The 15,571-nt window shown below is 56.3% G+C and carries 12 protein-coding genes; 4 read left to right on the top strand and 8 right to left on the bottom strand.

All coding sequences use genetic code 11. From position 1 onward, the window contains the following. Nucleotides 1-1,434: a sulfotransferase family 2 domain-containing protein gene (locus C8N45_RS05725; protein WP_108385289.1), complete on the top strand. Its 1,434-nt coding sequence runs from the start codon at nt 1-3 to the stop codon at nt 1,432-1,434. On the opposite strand, the gene C8N45_RS05720 is transcribed toward C8N45_RS05725, so the two are convergent. The 7 genes from C8N45_RS05720 to C8N45_RS05690 form a co-directional block, all read right to left on the bottom strand. Further along, a complete protein-coding gene (locus tag C8N45_RS05720) occupies nt 1,431-1,895 on the bottom strand; it encodes a PTS sugar transporter subunit IIA (RefSeq protein WP_108385288.1) in 465 nt (154 codons plus the stop codon). The two genes, C8N45_RS05725 and C8N45_RS05720, sit on opposite strands and share 4 nt — an antisense overlap. Nucleotides 1,896-1,924: 29 nt before the next feature. Continuing rightward, complete coding sequence (gene hpf / locus C8N45_RS05715; protein ID WP_108385287.1) at nt 1,925-2,500, bottom strand: ribosome hibernation-promoting factor, HPF/YfiA family; 576 nt, start codon at nt 2,498-2,500, stop codon at nt 1,925-1,927. A 265-nt stretch (nt 2,501-2,765) separates the two neighbouring features. Then, on the bottom strand, nt 2,766-3,527 hold the full coding sequence (gene lptB / locus C8N45_RS05710; protein WP_108385286.1) for an LPS export ABC transporter ATP-binding protein: 762 nt from the start codon (nt 3,525-3,527) through the stop codon (nt 2,766-2,768). Continuing rightward, a complete protein-coding gene (locus C8N45_RS05705; RefSeq protein ID WP_309498590.1) occupies nt 3,527-4,012 on the bottom strand; it encodes an LptA/OstA family protein in 486 nt (161 codons plus the stop codon). The genes lptB and C8N45_RS05705 overlap by 1 nt, the downstream gene beginning before the upstream one ends. A 30-nt stretch (nt 4,013-4,042) precedes the next feature. After that, nucleotides 4,043-4,642, bottom strand: coding sequence for an LPS export ABC transporter periplasmic protein LptC (locus tag C8N45_RS05700; RefSeq protein ID WP_108385284.1), 600 nt, complete (start codon nt 4,640-4,642; stop codon nt 4,043-4,045). 3 nt (nt 4,643-4,645) lie between these two features. Then, nucleotides 4,646-5,611: a KpsF/GutQ family sugar-phosphate isomerase gene (locus tag C8N45_RS05695; protein ID WP_108385283.1), complete on the bottom strand. Its 966-nt coding sequence runs from the start codon at nt 5,609-5,611 to the stop codon at nt 4,646-4,648. Beyond that, complete coding sequence (locus tag C8N45_RS05690) at nt 5,611-6,222, bottom strand: ribonuclease D (RefSeq protein ID WP_108385282.1); 612 nt, start codon at nt 6,220-6,222, stop codon at nt 5,611-5,613. Before C8N45_RS05690 ends, C8N45_RS05695 begins: the two co-directional genes overlap by 1 nt. Nucleotides 6,223-7,164: 942 nt before the next feature. Between C8N45_RS05690 and ectB the strand changes: the two genes are divergently transcribed. From ectB to C8N45_RS05670, 3 genes are all read left to right on the top strand, one after another. Continuing rightward, nucleotides 7,165-8,505: a diaminobutyrate--2-oxoglutarate transaminase gene (gene ectB, locus C8N45_RS05680; protein WP_108385280.1), complete on the top strand. Its 1,341-nt coding sequence runs from the start codon at nt 7,165-7,167 to the stop codon at nt 8,503-8,505. Nucleotides 8,506-8,659: 154 nt separating this feature from the next. After that, on the top strand, nt 8,660-12,808 hold the full coding sequence (locus C8N45_RS05675; protein WP_168769410.1) for a Pls/PosA family non-ribosomal peptide synthetase: 4,149 nt from the start codon (nt 8,660-8,662) through the stop codon (nt 12,806-12,808). A gap of 2 nt (nt 12,809-12,810) precedes the next feature. Further along, on the top strand, nt 12,811-13,539 hold the full coding sequence (locus tag C8N45_RS05670) for a 4'-phosphopantetheinyl transferase family protein (RefSeq protein WP_108385278.1): 729 nt from the start codon (nt 12,811-12,813) through the stop codon (nt 13,537-13,539). A gap of 387 nt (nt 13,540-13,926) precedes the next feature. Here C8N45_RS05670 and pdxR read toward each other — a convergent pair whose 3' ends face one another. Continuing rightward, entirely contained in the window at nt 13,927-15,414 is a 1,488-nt protein-coding gene (gene pdxR, locus C8N45_RS05665; RefSeq protein WP_108385277.1) for a MocR-like pyridoxine biosynthesis transcription factor PdxR, read from the bottom strand. Between the last annotated feature and the right edge of the window lie 157 nt (nt 15,415-15,571).

Here is a 15,571-nt window from a genome sequence, read left to right as displayed (position 1 = left end):
ATGAAGCGATTTGACTATTTTGTCGTTTTTGCGGAAATGCGGACGGGGTCAAACCTGCTGGAAGCGAATATCAATCGTTTTGCGGATCTGTCATGCCATGGTGAGGCATTCAATCCCAGCTTTCCCGGCTACCCGCAGTTCGATGACCTGCTTGGGATTGATCTGGCCGCAAGAGAGGCCGACCCTGCCGCCTTGATTGATCGCATCAAAGCACAGGATGGGCTGGCCGGTTTTCGCTTTTTCAACAATCACGATGCGCGCGTGTTGGATATTTGCCTGCCTGATCCGCGCTGCGCCAAGATTATCCTGACCCGCAACCCGATCGACAGCTTTGTCAGCTGGAAGATCGCCAAGGCCACGGGTCAGTGGAAGCTGACAAATGCCACTCACGCGAAGGTGGAGAAAATCAAGTTTGACTTGCTGGAGTTCGAGAGTTTTCTAGGCCGGATTCAGACGTTCCAGACACTTCTTTTGAACCGGCTACAAAAATCCGGGCAGACGGCCTTTTATCTGGCGTACGAAGACCTGCGCGACGTTGACGTGATGAACGGGCTGGCGGCTTTTCTTGGTTGCGATGAACAGCTCTCAGCTTTGGATCGGAAGCTGAAAAAGCAAAATCCGGCGCCGGTGATCGACAAAGTCACCAATCCGGACGAAATGCGGGAGGGGTTGGCGGTGCTTGACCAGTTCAACCTCACACGTACGCCGAATTTCGAACCCAAACGCGGGCCCATGGTGCCTGCCTATGTTGCAGCACCCGATAGCGGGCTGCTGTATCTGCCGCTTCGCGGGGGTTTGGACGGACGGATGAGTGACTGGATGGCGGCGGTGGATGGCAAAGCACCAAAGCACCTGCGCCGCGGGTTTTCGCAAAAGACATTGCGCGCGTGGAAGCAAAACCACCAGACACACCGGAGTTTTGCGGTGCTGCGCCACCCGGTTGTGCGCGCGCATCATGCATTCTGTACCCACATTCTGTTTGACGGCCCCCGGCTGTTTCCCAAGATCCGGGCATCACTGCGCAAGGTGCACAAACTACCAATCCCGGCAGAACCGCTGTCGCAACATAACCTGAAAGGCTACGACATCGTCGCGCACCGGACTGCGTTTCTGGCTTTCGTCCGGTTCCTGCAACAAAATCTGTCAGGCCAGACTGCGATCCGTACCGACCCGGCGTGGGCCAGCCAGTTGGCTGTATTGCAGGGAATGGCGCACATCGGGATGCCTGACCATATTTTGCGCGAAGAAAGCCTACAGTCGCACCTGCCGTTTCTATGTCAGCAGATCGGGATGGATCTTGTGCCGCCATTTGCTGACATCGACGAGGTGGAAATGTCGCTTTTGCTGGAAATCTATGACCCCGAAATCGAACAGGCCGTCCGAGACGCATATGCGCGGGACTACCTCGCCTTCGGATTTGAGAACCTGCGTTAAGCCGCTTGGCTTGATTGCTCTTCAGTCAGAATTGTGTGGAGCGTGGCCGCGTCACTATTGGCCCGGAGTTTGGCGCAAATCGCAGGCTCGCGCAGCGTGCGGGACACCAACGCCAACGCTTTGAGGTGCTCAACGCCAGCATTCTGCGGCGCTAGCAGCGCAAACACCAAATCAACCGGTTGCCGGTCAACGGAAGCAAAGTTCAAGGGCTTCTCAAGACGCAGAAAAATGCCTTTGACACTGTCCACACCGGATAGGCGTGCGTGGGGCAAGGCCACGCCATTGCCAACGCCTGTTGGGCCCAGACCTTCACGTTCGATCAGGGCCTCAACAACTGCATTCGGGGAAAGCGCGTAGCTGGTCTCTGCCATCTCACCCAGATCATGAAAAAGACGTTTTTTGCTTGTGCATGATGCAATCGTTTTGACTGCATTCGAAGAAAGTAGGTCACCAAGTTGCATAAAACATTTCTTTCAAGACTACGCCGTCATCAATCCGATGTGCGCGGATCGATCCAGCCGATATTTCCGTCGTCACGTCTGTAGACGACATTAATGCCACTGTTTTTTTCATTTCGGAACACAAGCACCGGTGCGCTCGCGATTTCCATCTGCATCACTGCTTCACCGACCGAAAGGGATGGAATTTTTGTCTCCATCTCTGCCACGATCATCCCGCTTACAGCGTCATCCCCTGTTTCGTCTGACTCGTCTCTTGATTCGAGGATATATGACCCGGCATCGGAAAGTTCAACGGGTTGAGACCGTTCTTTGTGGTGATCCTTCAGGCGGCGCTTGTAGCGGCGCAGCTGCTTGTCCATTTTTTCGCCACAGCTGTCAAAAGCGGCATAAATTTCGGGCGCCTTGCCTGTGGCCTGCGCAGTCAGACCGGTGGACAGATGGACCACGGCTTCACAGGCATATTCATGGCCAGACTTCGAAAAGACGACATAGGCCTCGGTCGGGCGACCCGCATATTTACTAAGGATATCATCCATCTCGGTTCTGACATGTATTTGTAATGCTTCACCAATATCGATTTGTTTGCCACTGATTTGATATCGCATCGTTTCTCCTGTGTGTTATTTGATGACAGCGAAGCTGGCCAAAATTGTGGGCCGATTGCGTCATGCTATTGGAAAACGATAACACCTGATTTTGTGACACTTTCCCGCGTGTGGCTGCGCCGCAGCACACAAACAAAAGGAGAGTTTTTTCAGGTCTGTCATCCTCTTCATTTGGCGACGAAACACACCTGCTTGTCAATGATGCAAAGGTTAACCGGTTGAGATTTCCCTTTGGTCTATCAAGTGAGACCTCGCAGGAAACCGATCAGTTGACGCGAAAATTTTCGCCCAGATAGACCCGGCGCACGTTTTCATTCCGAACAACTTCCTCGGTTGTGCCGCTCATCAATACCTTGCCGTCATGCAGGATATAGGCGCGATCAACAATCTGTAGTGTCTCTTGCACATTGTGGTCTGTGATCAAAACACCGATTCCCCTGTTCTTGAGGTCGGCGACCAGATGTCTGATCTCGCCTACAGCAATCGGGTCCACACCCGCAAAAGGTTCGTCAAGCAAGACATACTTTGGGCCCGCGGCAAGGCAGCGCGCAATTTCGACGCGCCGTCGTTCGCCACCTGACAGCGCCATGGCGGACGCGCGCCGCAAATGTTCGATCGAAAACTCCGACAAGAGTTCTTCGAGCCGTTCCCTGCGCTTGTGGCGGTCACGCACTGCGATTTCAAGAATGGCAAGGATGTTATCCTCGACCGACATACCCCGAAAGATCGACATCTCCTGCGGCAGATATCCGATTCCCAATTTCGCACGTCGGTACATGGGCAGGGTTGTGACATCCCGGCCATCGATGACGACCTTGCCCCCTTCGGGTGTGACCAAACCGGCAATTGAATAAAAACAGGTCGTTTTGCCGGACCCGTTCGGCCCCAGCAAAGCCACGACTTCCCCGCGACCAAGGTCAAGACTGACATCGCGAATGACTGGCCGTTTGCGATAGGTCTTGCGCAAACCGACAACATGCAGGCCCGCCTGGCCCTCTGTCACCGTCAAGTTGGGACGATCCGCCATCAGTTGCTTTCCTGCTGAAGCACCGTGCGCACGCGGCCTTCCATGACGGCCGTGCCATCATCGGTATTGACGACCATCCTTTCGGCCGCAATGACACTGGGACCTTGCGTCAGCAACACATCACCCGTCATGACAAGCGTTGTTTCCTCCAGCTTGTACACCGCGCTGTCTGATTCCGCTGCTTCGGTGGGCGTGACGAATGTCACACCACCGGTTGCGATCAGTTCGCTGATCTTTCCGGTCGCTTCTGTATAAATCACCTCAACTTCGGCCGCGGCCAGACGCAAATCACCTTGGATTACAATGACATTGCCTGTGAAAATCGCGGTGCCGCTGTCCTGATCAACGGACAGCGTATCCGAGGTCACTTCGACAGCTGCGGATTGGTCAGCCGTGATTCCGCCCAAAGCAATATTTGTCTGCGCATGCGCTGAGCTGGCCGCAAGGATGAGCGCAAAGGCTGCCGTCGTCATACGTTTGAACACGAAAATCGTCCTTTGGTCATCAAGAATGCATCAGCCTTTAGGATCATATATCAGATGCACCCCCTTGGTGAAAAGCATCTGCTGTCCTTGCTCGTCGTCAGTGATCACAAATGTGACTTGGCCAGCTATCAGTGTGCCGAATGGGCCTCTGATTTCCACTTCGCCGTCGGATGTGACAGTGCCACTGTCAAGTTCCGCGATCAGGCCAGCGGATTCCATTTGATAACCGCTTGATGTTTCAATGCGTGCCAGTCCAAGAAAGCGCGCAACTCTGGTGTTGCCATCCACGTTTCCTGTTGATGAGGTGACGTCGAGGCTGCTGCCATCGGGATTGTCCATCCGCATTGCCATCTGGTCAAAATCGATTGAATCCCGTCGGTTCAGATCGGGAACGGCGCTATCAGCTTTGATGGAAAAGGTGGCGTTTTTGGAAGTCACGCCCGAAACGCGCGGCGCTGTTACGCGTTGATCTCGGGCCATCGCCAAAATCTCGGCAAAGGACACTTCAGTAGGCCGCGACGGACTGCGCGCTAAAAGGAACAGACTGGACAACAGGGCCAGCGCTGTGATCGGCAGAATGATCTTGGACCAGCTTACCAGATAGGAATGAAAATTATCTGGTCCGGCCATCGGTCAAATCACCCCGGCGCGCAGACAATCATGAATGTGCAGAATGCCGCGTGCGGTCGCGTCGGTTTCGTGGTCCGTTACAAACAAACATGTGACCTGTCCGCTCATTGCTGCGACCGCTTCCTCGGCCAGCAAGTCGGGACGGATTGTCTTTGGCTCACGTGTCATCACCTGACCAGCGGTCATATCCAGCAAGCCGTCCATATTTCGGCGCAAATCGCCATCTGTGATGACACCAATGAGTTTTTCATCAGCGTCCAGAACACCGACGACGCCAAATCCTTTCTGACTGATCACCAAGAGTGTATCGCCCATGGACGCATCTTCTTGGATCAGCGGCACGGAATCCCCGACATGCATCAGGTCGGCGACCTTTGACAGACGCGCACCGAGTTGGCCGCCAGGGTGAAACTCTCTGAAATTTTCGGGCGAAAAGTCACGATGTTCCATCAGCGCCACAGCCAGTGCATCGCCCATGGCCAGTGTCATCGTCGTAGAGGTTGTGGGTACAATCCCCTTGCCGCATGCCTCACCCAGTTGCGGTAGCAGCAGTGCAATGTCCGCGCGGGTTGCCAGACTACTTGAACCAACACTGGTTATTCCGATCAGGGGGATCGCAAAACGCCGCGTATAGCTGATTAAATTGGCGAGTTCGGGCACTTCTCCCGAGTTTGAAATCGCAATGACGACATCTGCCTGGGTGATCATTCCCAGGTCGCCATGGCTTGCCTCTGCGGGGTGGACGAAATGCGCGGGCGTGCCTGTACTGGCAAAGGTCGCCGCAATCTTGCGGGCAATGTGCCCAGATTTGCCCATTCCAGAGACGATGACCCGCCCTTTGGTATGCAGCAGCAGGTCAATGGCGTTTCCGAAAGAATCGTCGAGCCCGCTGGATAGTGTGGCAAGAGCGGCACTTTCGGTTTCGATAACCCTCTTGCCTGCGGCAAGGAATGTGGGGTGGTGTGCCATCAGTGTGCAAAAATGTCTATTTCTGGCCATCCGGTCAGATCAAGCTTTGCGCGCATCGGCAGAAAGTCAAAGCAAGCCTGTGCCATCTCGGTGCGGCCTTCGCGTGCAAGCAGGATGTCAAAGGCATCGCGAAGCTGGTGCAGATAAAGCACATCCGATGCGGCATAGTCCAATTGTGCATCGGTCAGGTTTTCAGCGCCCCAATCACTTTGCTGTTGGTGCTTTGATATATCGACCCCGACCATATCCTGCAAAAGAGTCTTGAGTCCGTGCCGATCGGTGAAAGTCCGTACCAGTTTTGACGCGATCTTGGTGCAATAGACAGGTGCCGTGACGGTCCCATATGCATTCAGCAGGGCCGCAATATCAAACCGGCCAAAGTGGAATAGTTTCAGAACCTGCGGATCGGATAGCATACTGCAAAGGTTCGGTGCGGGCCGTCGGTCCTTGTGGACTTGCACCAAATGACAGTCACCGTCGCCGCCCGACATCTGGATCAGACAAAGACGGTCCCGATGCGGGTTCAGGCCCATCGTTTCGCAGTCAATGGCAACAACCGGCCCAAGGTTCAGCCCGTCAGGCAAATCATGCTGATATAAATGGTTGGCCATGAGACGTCCTTTGATGACAAATGTTCCTGAGCAAATAGGGACTGATGATCATTTCCTCAAGCCCGCATTTGGGCACCCGAACTGCTACTGGCGAGAGAGATCTTTGTCTTGGCGTTGGAACGAAGACGAGCATCAAAGTCGGGTTTTGACATCGGGCGGGCAAATCCAAAGCCCTGACCCTCGGCACATTGACTGGCTGTCAGATGATCAGCCTGTTCGGTTTCCTCGGGTCAGTCCATCCCGACAAAAGCATCACACCATCAAACCGTGGGATCAAACAGTTACGCCAAAGCATCTGTGTCGTAAGTCCTCGCGGTTTTCCACGATCAAAAAAACCTTCGAGGTTTGCGATTGATAAAGATCAAGCAGTTCGACGGAGAATCAAGGACAACACATCTTGTTTCATGAATGCGATTGTTTCTGTGGTGCTTTGGATGCGCCTTTTGCGGAACGTCGAATTCCAATTGTGTAGCGCAGTTTTCGCGCTGCCAGTCAGGCGCCAAAGGCCGAGAAAATCATAGCCGCGATCACGCGAACTGATTGGGACGCAAAGCCGATCAGCTGTATTGGGGGCAAGAAAAATGGAACCAGTGAAAAACAAAGAGCCTTTTCGGCTGCCGGACGTGGAAGTCGAACTTTCGCTTGATCGGCCGGTCCGGACGAAATCCATCCTGTATCTTCGGCAGTTGGCGTCTGGGCGGTGGATTGTGCACGACGCGACCAATGCCCGGGGTGGATGCTTTCGGGATCGCAGATCGGCGTTGAATTACATCAATGTCGAATTCAGCCCGACCTTTACCATCGTTCTTCAAAACCATTGTTCTGCGCGTGACGCCCCCGGCCAAATATATCGGTACGAGACGAAGGGTGCCGTTCCCACAACGCCAAAAAAGCCCGCGCCGGCTGTCCCGCATGCATGGGATCAAAAAAAAGGAGCTTCACATGTTTGAAATAAACCCGGCTGCATTCAATTCGCGCGAAGATGTCTTTGCACGCCTCGAATCCCGCGTTCAGTCTTATGCGAACGCTTTTCCAGAAACTTTCGGGAAAAGCATCGGCACCGAGATGTTCGGTACCGACGGAACCCGCTATCTGGATTTTCTGGCCGGGGCAGGGTCGCTGAATTACGGCCATAACAACCCGGTGTTCAAAAAAGCGCTGTTGTCGTACATCAAGAAGGATGGGATCACGCATAGTCTTGATCTGCACACGGCGGCAAAGGCCGAGTTTCTGGAAGCGTTCGGTGATATCATTCTTGCGCCACGTCAGCTTGACTATCTGCTGCAATTCACCGGCCCGACGGGGACGAATGCCGTTGAAGCGGCGTTGAAAATCGCCCGAAAGGTCAAGGGGCGGTCAAACGTCATCAGTTTCACCAATGGGTTTCACGGGGTGTCCCTTGGGGCCTTGTCGCTGACCGGGAACAAGTTTCTGCGCAAGGCGGCGGGGGTGACCCTGCAGGGTGTGACGCAGATGCCCTATGATGGCTATCTGGGCGAGGAGGTTGATACGATCGCGGTCATCGATCAAATGCTGTCCGACCCGTCAAGCGGCATTGACCATCCTGCTGCGATGATCGTCGAAGTCGTGCAGGGCGAAGGCGGACTGAACGCGGCGCGGGATGACTGGCTGAGGGGTTTGCGCCGCCTGTGCACGGCACATGACATCCTGCTGATCGTCGATGATATTCAGGCCGGTTGCGGCCGGACCGGGCATTTCTTCAGCTTTGAAGGTGCTGGCATCACGCCCGATATAGTCACCCTGTCGAAATCTCTGTCGGGAAGCGGGTTGCCGTTTTCGGTCGTCCTTTTGAAACCCGAGCTTGATATCTGGGAGCCGGGTGAGCACAACGGCACATTCCGTGGAAACAATCATGCGTTTGTGACCGCAACTGCTGCGCTGAAAACCTACTGGAAAACGCCTGATTTTGCGCGGGAGGTTTGCGCCAAAGGCGCGCATCTGGGGCAACGGCTGCAGGATATTGTCGACCAGTTCGCGCCCGAGCTTGTCAGGGTCAAGGGCCGCGGCATGATGCGCGGGATCGCCTGTGCCGACCCTGAAGTGGCCACGGCGATCAGCGTTGCGGCCTTCAAGCGGGGACTGATCATCGAGCGCGCGGGACCGCTGGGCGAGGTGGTCAAATGCCTGATGCCGCTGACCACTAGCAACGCGCAGCTTGACGAGGGGCTTGATATTCTTTGCAGGTCCGTGGAGGACGCGCTGCGCCGAAAGCAAAGGCCCGTTCCCGTTTCGCGTGCCCCCAAGAGTGTTCCGTCAGGCTGATAGCGTCGGATTTCAAACACCGGCGGTCCGGTGCACGACCCGAGCGCGGGGATCGGGTTGCATCTTAAATTATCGGGCTCACCCACCGGGTGGGGCGGCGCGGTTATGGCTTCGCCGCAGGCCTGGAATGTGCCCAAGCGAGAGTGATCACGAGATGTTGGTATCCAGAGAATTCGATAACGCGGTGCGGTGGATGGAAGGTCAGCGGCTTGACCAGTTGTTTGAGGCCAGATGCGACGCGGTTCATGCGAGTCAAACCACCGCTAACACCACGGCGGTGATCAGCGATACCGGGACGCTCAGCTTCCGCGAACTGGACAATCGGGCGAACCAGCTTGCCCGGTATCTGCTTGTGAATGGTATCGGGTCGGGCGACCGGGTTGGGCTGCTCTTTGACAAATCGGCGGAAACCTACATCGCGCTTTTGGCAGTTTTGAAGGTCAACGCAGCTTATGTGCCATTGGATGCGGGGTTCCCGACGGAACGCATCAGTTTTATCCTTAAAGATGCCGGGGTGAAAGCACTGGTGTCCCAAGAGGTGTTCCGCCCTAAGCTGGACGGCTACAGCATTAAAACGCTTTACACCGACACCGATGCGTCACTCATCGCGCGGCAGTCGACCGCGCGGCTTGACGGGATGGAAAGGGGCGATCCGACCGATCAGCTTTGCTATATCATCTATACCTCGGGAACGACGGGGAACCCCAAGGGCGTTCCCATCGAACATGCGAGCATCTGCAATTTCGTCAGCGTCGCCGCCCAGGTCTATGGCATCGCGCCGGATGACCGGGTTTATCAGGGCATGACGATCGCCTTTGATTTCTCGGTCGAGGAGCTATGGGTTCCGTTGATCGCGGGTGCGGCACTTGTTCCCGGCAAACCCGGGACCAGCCTTGTGGGTGAAGAACTTGCGCAATTCCTGTCAGAGCGGGAGGTAACCGTCTTGTGTTGCGTGCCGACACTGCTGGCCACGATCGAGAGAGACCTGCCCAAGCTGAGGATACTGCTGTTATCGGGTGAGGCCTGTCCGCCCAACCTTGTTCAGCGCTGGTACAAGCCCGGTCGCAATATTCTGAATGCCTATGGCCCGACCGAGGCGACCGTGACCGCGACACTTGCTAAACTTTATCCCGGCAAGCCGGTCACGATCGGGACGCCGCTGCCAACCTATACGGTGGTGATCCTTGATGCGGACGAAGACAAAGCTGTCCCCGAAGGCGAGATGGGCGAGATTTGCATCGCGGGCATCGGGCTTGCGCAGGGCTATCTAAACCGTCCGAACCTGACGCATTCGAAATTCATCCGGGACTTTCTGCAAATGCCGAACAACCCGTCAGGGCGCATCTATCGCACAGGTGATCTGGGCCGCATTACCGAAGATGGCGAGGTTGAATTCCATGGCAGGATCGATACGCAGGTCAAGATACGGGGGTATCGCATCGAACTTGCAGAGATCGAAACAGTCCTGATGAATCTGCCGCATGTCGCGCAGGCCATTGTCGATACGCATGAAATCGAACCGGGACAGATTGAACTGGTTGGATATTACACCCCCAAGAAAGACGTTGAGCTGATGCCCGATGCCGATATCGCCGCATTCCTGCGCAGCTATCTGCCGGCGTATATGATGCCCGCGTTTCTTGAACGGCTTGACGCGATCCCGATGACCCCAAGCAACAAGGCGGATCGCAAGGCGCTGCCAGCGCCGACGGGTCCGCGCCTTGCCGCAGGACGTGGCGCGTTTGTCGCGCCGCAGACTGACATCGAGAAACGCCTGTCGGCGATCCTGAGCGATATTCTGCGGCTTGATCGGGTTTCGGTCGACGACAATTTCTTTCTTGATCTAGGCGGGCATTCGATGCTGATGGCCCGATTTTGTTCCGAGGTCAGAAAAGACCTGCGCCGGTCGGACGTCGCGATGACGGACACCTATCTGCACCCCACCGTGCGGCTGCTGGCAGAGCATCTGGCTGAGCGGGAAGAGACCGAACAGACTCGCGTCGCGACGCCGGCTCTGCGGTATGTGCCATCGCGGTTGCAGTATGTCGGCTGCGGCACATTACAGCTGCTGACCTACCTTGGTTCGGGTCTTTTCGGTCTTTGGTTTTTTTCTGTCACGGTTCCTTGGGTTTATGCGGTCATTGATGATCCGCTGGCATTTTACGGTCGTTTTGTAGGCTTTGGGGTCGCAACCTTTCTGATGTGGTCGGCGATCCCAGTCATTGCGAAATGGATGCTTATCGGCAAATGGCAAAAGACCCGTATTCCGATTTGGAGCCTTGCCTATTTCCGCTTCTGGTTTGTAAGCGGCATGATCAGGAGCGCGCCGCCCGTTCTTTTTGCCGGCACGGAGATCTACAACACCTACCTCCGGCTGCTTGGGGCCAAGATCGGGAAGGGTGCGGTGCTGCTGCCAAAGGTCAAGCCGGTTTGCACCGACCTTTTCCATGTCGGATCGAACAGTATCCTGCGCAACGACGTTGTCCTGTCAGGTTTTGCGGCGCGCAACAATTACATCCACATAGGGCCCATCGACATCGGCGACGATGCTTATGTCGGTAGCGGAAGCGTCATCGATATCGATACGGTGATCGAAGACGGGGCGCAGCTAGGCCATGCATCGTCAATGCAAAGCGGTCAGCGCCTACGAGCGGGCAAAAGCTATCACGGATCCCCCTCGATCGAGGCGAAAACCGCATACAACACGGTCGGACGGCAGCCGTGCTCTTCGCTTAGACGCTGGAGTTATGCGCTATTCCGGCTTGGCATCACGTTTGGCATGTTCCTCCCCGCATTTGCCTTCGTTATTTTTATGGTCTGGGACGCGGCCAGATCGATGGCGGGCGTTTCGTTCATGGAGACGGGTGCGGACATTTCCACCGTGGTGACCGCCGCTTCCGTTTTCGCTTTGATCACGACGTTTGTCGGCCTTGGCCTGCTCGTCGCTCGTCTTGCCTGGGCCTTTGCGGTGCCGCGGTTGCTCAATCCGTTTTTGGAAGAGCGCAAGGTCTATCCGTTGTTCGGTGTTCACTATTTCCTGCATGATCTTATTAGGAGGGCCACGGCGACGCCTTTTTTCACGGTACTGTTTGGTGACAGCGTGATGATTACAACTTTTCAGAAACTGGCCGGTTACAACCTGAACGACGTTATTCAGACCGGGTCGAATTTCGGGCTTGAACACAAACACGACGATCCGCTGTTGTGTGACATCGGATCGGGTACGATGGTTTCTGACGGCTTGGTGATGGTGAACACCGAAATGTCGAGTTCCGGGTTTCGGCGGCGCACGGTCGCAATTGGCCCCAACAACTACCTTGGCAACGCCATCGTCTTTCCACCCGGCGGCAAGGTCGGTGAAAACTGCCTGCTGGCGACCAAGGTCATGATTCCAACGGACGGGCCGCTTCACGCAAATGTTGGTCTTCTAGGCTCTCCCGCGTTCGAGATTCCGCGTGCCGCGAAACGGGACCAGTCACAGTCGCAGGACTTTGCGCCCTCGGAATTGAAGGACAGGTTGCGCCGCAAGACGGCCCATAACATCGGCACTCTGCTGGCCTTTGTCGTGATCAACTGGGCGATAGTTTGCGTGACGATTGGGTCCCTGGGCATGTCCATCCTGTTCTATCCGCAATACGGCCTTGCGGCGCTGGTCGCGGCGTCCCTATTTGCTTCGGTCGCGGGAGTTGCCTACTTTGTGCTGGTTGAATGGTTGAGTCTTGGGTTCAAACGACTGCAGCCGCAGGCGGTGTCGATGTACGAGCCCTATTTCTGGTTCCACGAACGCCACTGGAAGCTGAGCTCAACGCCCCTGACGCGGCTGTTCGCGGGCACCCCTTTCAAGAATATCGTGTCACGCTTGCTGGGCGTCCGGGTCGGCAAGATGGTGTTCGACGGCGGTGCGGCCTTTGTCGAAAAGACAATGATCGAGGTCGGTGATTATACTAACCTCAATACCGGATGTGTTCTGCAGGGGCATTCTCTGGAAGAGGGCTATTTTAAGTCCGATCGTATCCGGATCGGGAAATCCTGCACCTTGGGGCCGTCAGCGTTCGTACACTACGGTGTCAATATGGGGGACGATGTCACGCTTGGTCCGGATTCGTTCCTGATGAAAGGCGAGACGCTCGAGGCCAGGACGACCTGGTGCGGCAACCCAGCCCGCAGGGTCGATCACCGCAAAACGGTGGTTGTTGAACCTATGCCCCGCAAACTGGAACCGATGACGCCCCGCCGTGTGGCGGCGCGCGAGGCGCAGCCGGTCGATGTGCATGCCGCGCTGCGGCGGCACCAAGGGATCTGATCATGCTGGTGCGTCACCAATTCGGTGACGCGAAGGTCTGGATCGCCTCTGTGGAAGAGGCGCTGCTGCTGCCTGCCCGATCCGGCCTGAGCGCGGACGAGCGTGCCCGGGCCGATCGGTTCAGGCGGCCCGAAGATCGGGACCGAAGTCTGGCCGCGCGCGCGTTGCTGCGCCACGTCCTGTCCTGTTGCGTGAGTGGGCGTATTGCCCCGGATGCGTGGCGGTTCGATATTGGCCGCTTTGGCAAGCCCGGGGTCGCGGCGGGCCTACCACCGATTGCATTCAACCTATCGCATGCTGGCCCCTGCATCGCACTGGCCACGAACGACACGCATCCCGTGGGAATCGACCTGGAATGTCTGGACCCTGACCCCCGGTCTGCAATCGTCTGGGACAGTCTGACCGCTGGGGAGGTCATGGCGATTTCAGCATTGCCGGACGACGCCCGATGGCCCGCCTTTCTGCGAGTCTGGACCGCAAAGGAGGCCGCAGCTAAGGCGACGGGTTTGGGTGCGGCGATCGCGTTCGACGATCTGGAGGTCGATGCAGGGCCCCCACCGATTATGACGATCAGGAGCGCGGGCCGCATTCAGTGCTGGCCGCTTGCGCAGATGATTTATCGCACGGTGCGCTGCGCAGGGACCAGATTTGCGATGAGCCTTGCTACATCCCAGATCCAGGATCATGACCAAGCACTATCGGACATGACCGGCCTGACGGGTTTCGTGTGATGAACAGACGTGGTGACCCGACATAAAGGCGGGCTGAAATCTGGCGGCTCGACAGACCCTGCGCAGAAAGACGTAAAACGTCGCTTATCTTGCGCACGGTCTGATTTTGGTCATGACACCCATCGGGGTAGCGCTTCTGCGCCTGCCGGAAGGTGCATCTTTTCGTTGGGACACCCGGGTGGTCAGTCCTGAACGTCGGCTGTGATATCAGTTTCGTTATGTTAACTGGGGAGTGGCAGGGTCTGCCCGCCGCAGAGATCATCAATCTGTCGACTGTGGCGGCAAGTACGCCTGTGGCATGCGCCGCGTAACGTATCCAGGTTCGCGAACCGCCGTGGTGCCTTCCGGTAGGCTGCTTCATGCGTCATAATGGCAAGGATAGCCCGTTCATGCAGTTCGCTTCGGGGCCGCAGAAACCATTTCACCGATGAGGCGAATGCCTTCTGGAATGTTTTCCAACGGGATAGAGGAATACCCGAGCCTGAAGAATTCCTTTGGCTTGTCATGGCCCGTGAAAAACGGTGAGCCAGGTTCGATGACAACACCTACTTTCAGGAGTTCCGCCGCGAGTTCTTCCGTATTGGTCCCGTCTGGCGCTTTAACCCAAAGACAGCTGCCACCAAACCGCGCTGCTCCGGCCATTTCGAGCGGAGTCTTGTCCAGAGCCTCAAGAACAGCGGTTCGACGCTTGGCAAACTCTCTGCGCAGATCGCGGATCAGCAGATCGTAGTGCCCTTGGGCAAGGAAATATGCGGCGGTGCGTTGCAGATGACCCGGCGGATGCCGCAGCATCATCGCGCGTAGTTCTCTTGCCTCAGCGATCACTGGCTCAGGTCCGACGAGATAGCCCAGCCTGAGGCCCGGAAACAATGCTTTGGAAAAGCTCCCCGCGTAGAGGACACGTTGGTCCTTGTCGATGGCCTTCAAGGCTGGACTGGGGGGTTCGATGAAGCTCATCTCGAACTCGTAGTCATCCTCGACAATGACAAAATCACGGGTCTGTGCCTGTTCAAGCAATTTCTCGCGGCGGGCACGCGGCATGGTTGCCCCCGTGGGCGCATGGTGACTAGGTGTAACGAAGACAGCCTGTGTGCCGTCCGGAATAGCGTCAGGCGGCAATCCATGATCGTCGACATTGACGGTTGCAACGTCGGCGCCACACCATCGTAATGCCTGCGGCGTGTCCGGGTAGCAGGGATTTTCGCAGACGGCCTTCAATGGGACGCGGGTCAAAAGCTCGATTGCCAACCAGATGGCATTCTGCGCGCCAACTGTGATCAGCACCTGTTTGCGGTTTGCCGTAATTCCGCGCCGTGGTAGCATCCGCGACAGGATATACTCCACGAGCATGGGGTCATCTGTCGCCTCGTTGCCGGCCATGAGATCGAAGTCACGGGTTCCCATCGCTTGGCGCACACATTCGCGCCAGGCCGAATGCCGGAAGATTGCGCTGTCCATTTCACCGAACACAAACGAATAGGGCATGGATTTCCAGTCCCGCGGTTTGATAATCTTCTGACGCGCTGACAGGTTCTCGGACAGGACGTTTTGCCACAAGGTGCTGTTTTCGACCGATGTCATTCCAGTCTGGGTCGGCAGGCGCGGTACTGCACCCGAATCGGCGACCCAATAGCCGCTGCGGCTTTTTGAAATCAGAAATCCCTGATCGACCAATTCCTCATAGGCGAGGGTGACGGTCATACGGGCCACGCCCAGATGTTCGGCAAGTTTACGTGAGGAGGGCATCGCGGCGCCCGGCAGAGCCTGCTTCGATAGAATAGAAGCGATAACGGCTTCGCGGATTTGCGTTTGGAGCGGTCTCTTTGAACTGCGATCGAGGAAGAAAACATCTGCTGTGATACGGATCTTGGCCATATCTCAAAGTCTCGGTCAAACTGGACTAAGTCAATAAAAATTCTGGCCCTAACGACAGCTTTATAAAATCTCTTAGTCGGGTGTCACGTTGAAGTGCAAAGCTGGAGATTTTCAGCCAGCAAAGCGCTTTGGCATGAGCACACCTTCCGCGGACCTT

It is taken from the genome of Yoonia sediminilitoris, assembly GCF_003058085.1.
Taxonomy (GTDB): Bacteria; Pseudomonadota; Alphaproteobacteria; order Rhodobacterales; family Rhodobacteraceae; genus Yoonia; species Yoonia sediminilitoris.
This window is presented reverse-complemented; position numbering and strand designations above follow the sequence as displayed.

Bases quoted from the DNA above. Each gene is read 5' to 3' on its own strand.
- C8N45_RS05725 (WP_108385289.1), top strand. From the start codon at position 1: ATGAAGCGATTTGACTATTTTGTCGTTTTTGCGGAAATGCGGACGGGG.
- C8N45_RS05720 (WP_108385288.1), bottom strand. From the start codon at position 1,895: ATGCAACTTGGTGACCTACTTTCTTCGAATGCAGTCAAAACGATTGCA.
- hpf (WP_108385287.1), bottom strand. From the start codon at position 2,500: ATGCGATATCAAATCAGTGGCAAACAAATCGATATTGGTGAAGCATTA.
- lptB (WP_108385286.1), bottom strand. From the start codon at position 3,527: ATGGCGGATCGTCCCAACTTGACGGTGACAGAGGGCCAGGCGGGCCTG.
- C8N45_RS05700 (WP_108385284.1), bottom strand. From the start codon at position 4,642: ATGGCCGGACCAGATAATTTTCATTCCTATCTGGTAAGCTGGTCCAAG.
- C8N45_RS05695 (WP_108385283.1), bottom strand. From the start codon at position 5,611: ATGGCACACCACCCCACATTCCTTGCCGCAGGCAAGAGGGTTATCGAA.
- C8N45_RS05690 (WP_108385282.1), bottom strand. From the start codon at position 6,222: ATGGCCAACCATTTATATCAGCATGATTTGCCTGACGGGCTGAACCTT.
- ectB (WP_108385280.1), top strand. From the start codon at position 7,165: ATGTTTGAAATAAACCCGGCTGCATTCAATTCGCGCGAAGATGTCTTT.
- C8N45_RS05675 (WP_168769410.1), top strand. From the start codon at position 8,660: ATGTTGGTATCCAGAGAATTCGATAACGCGGTGCGGTGGATGGAAGGT.
- C8N45_RS05670 (WP_108385278.1), top strand. From the start codon at position 12,811: ATGCTGGTGCGTCACCAATTCGGTGACGCGAAGGTCTGGATCGCCTCT.
- pdxR (WP_108385277.1), bottom strand. From the start codon at position 15,414: ATGGCCAAGATCCGTATCACAGCAGATGTTTTCTTCCTCGATCGCAGT.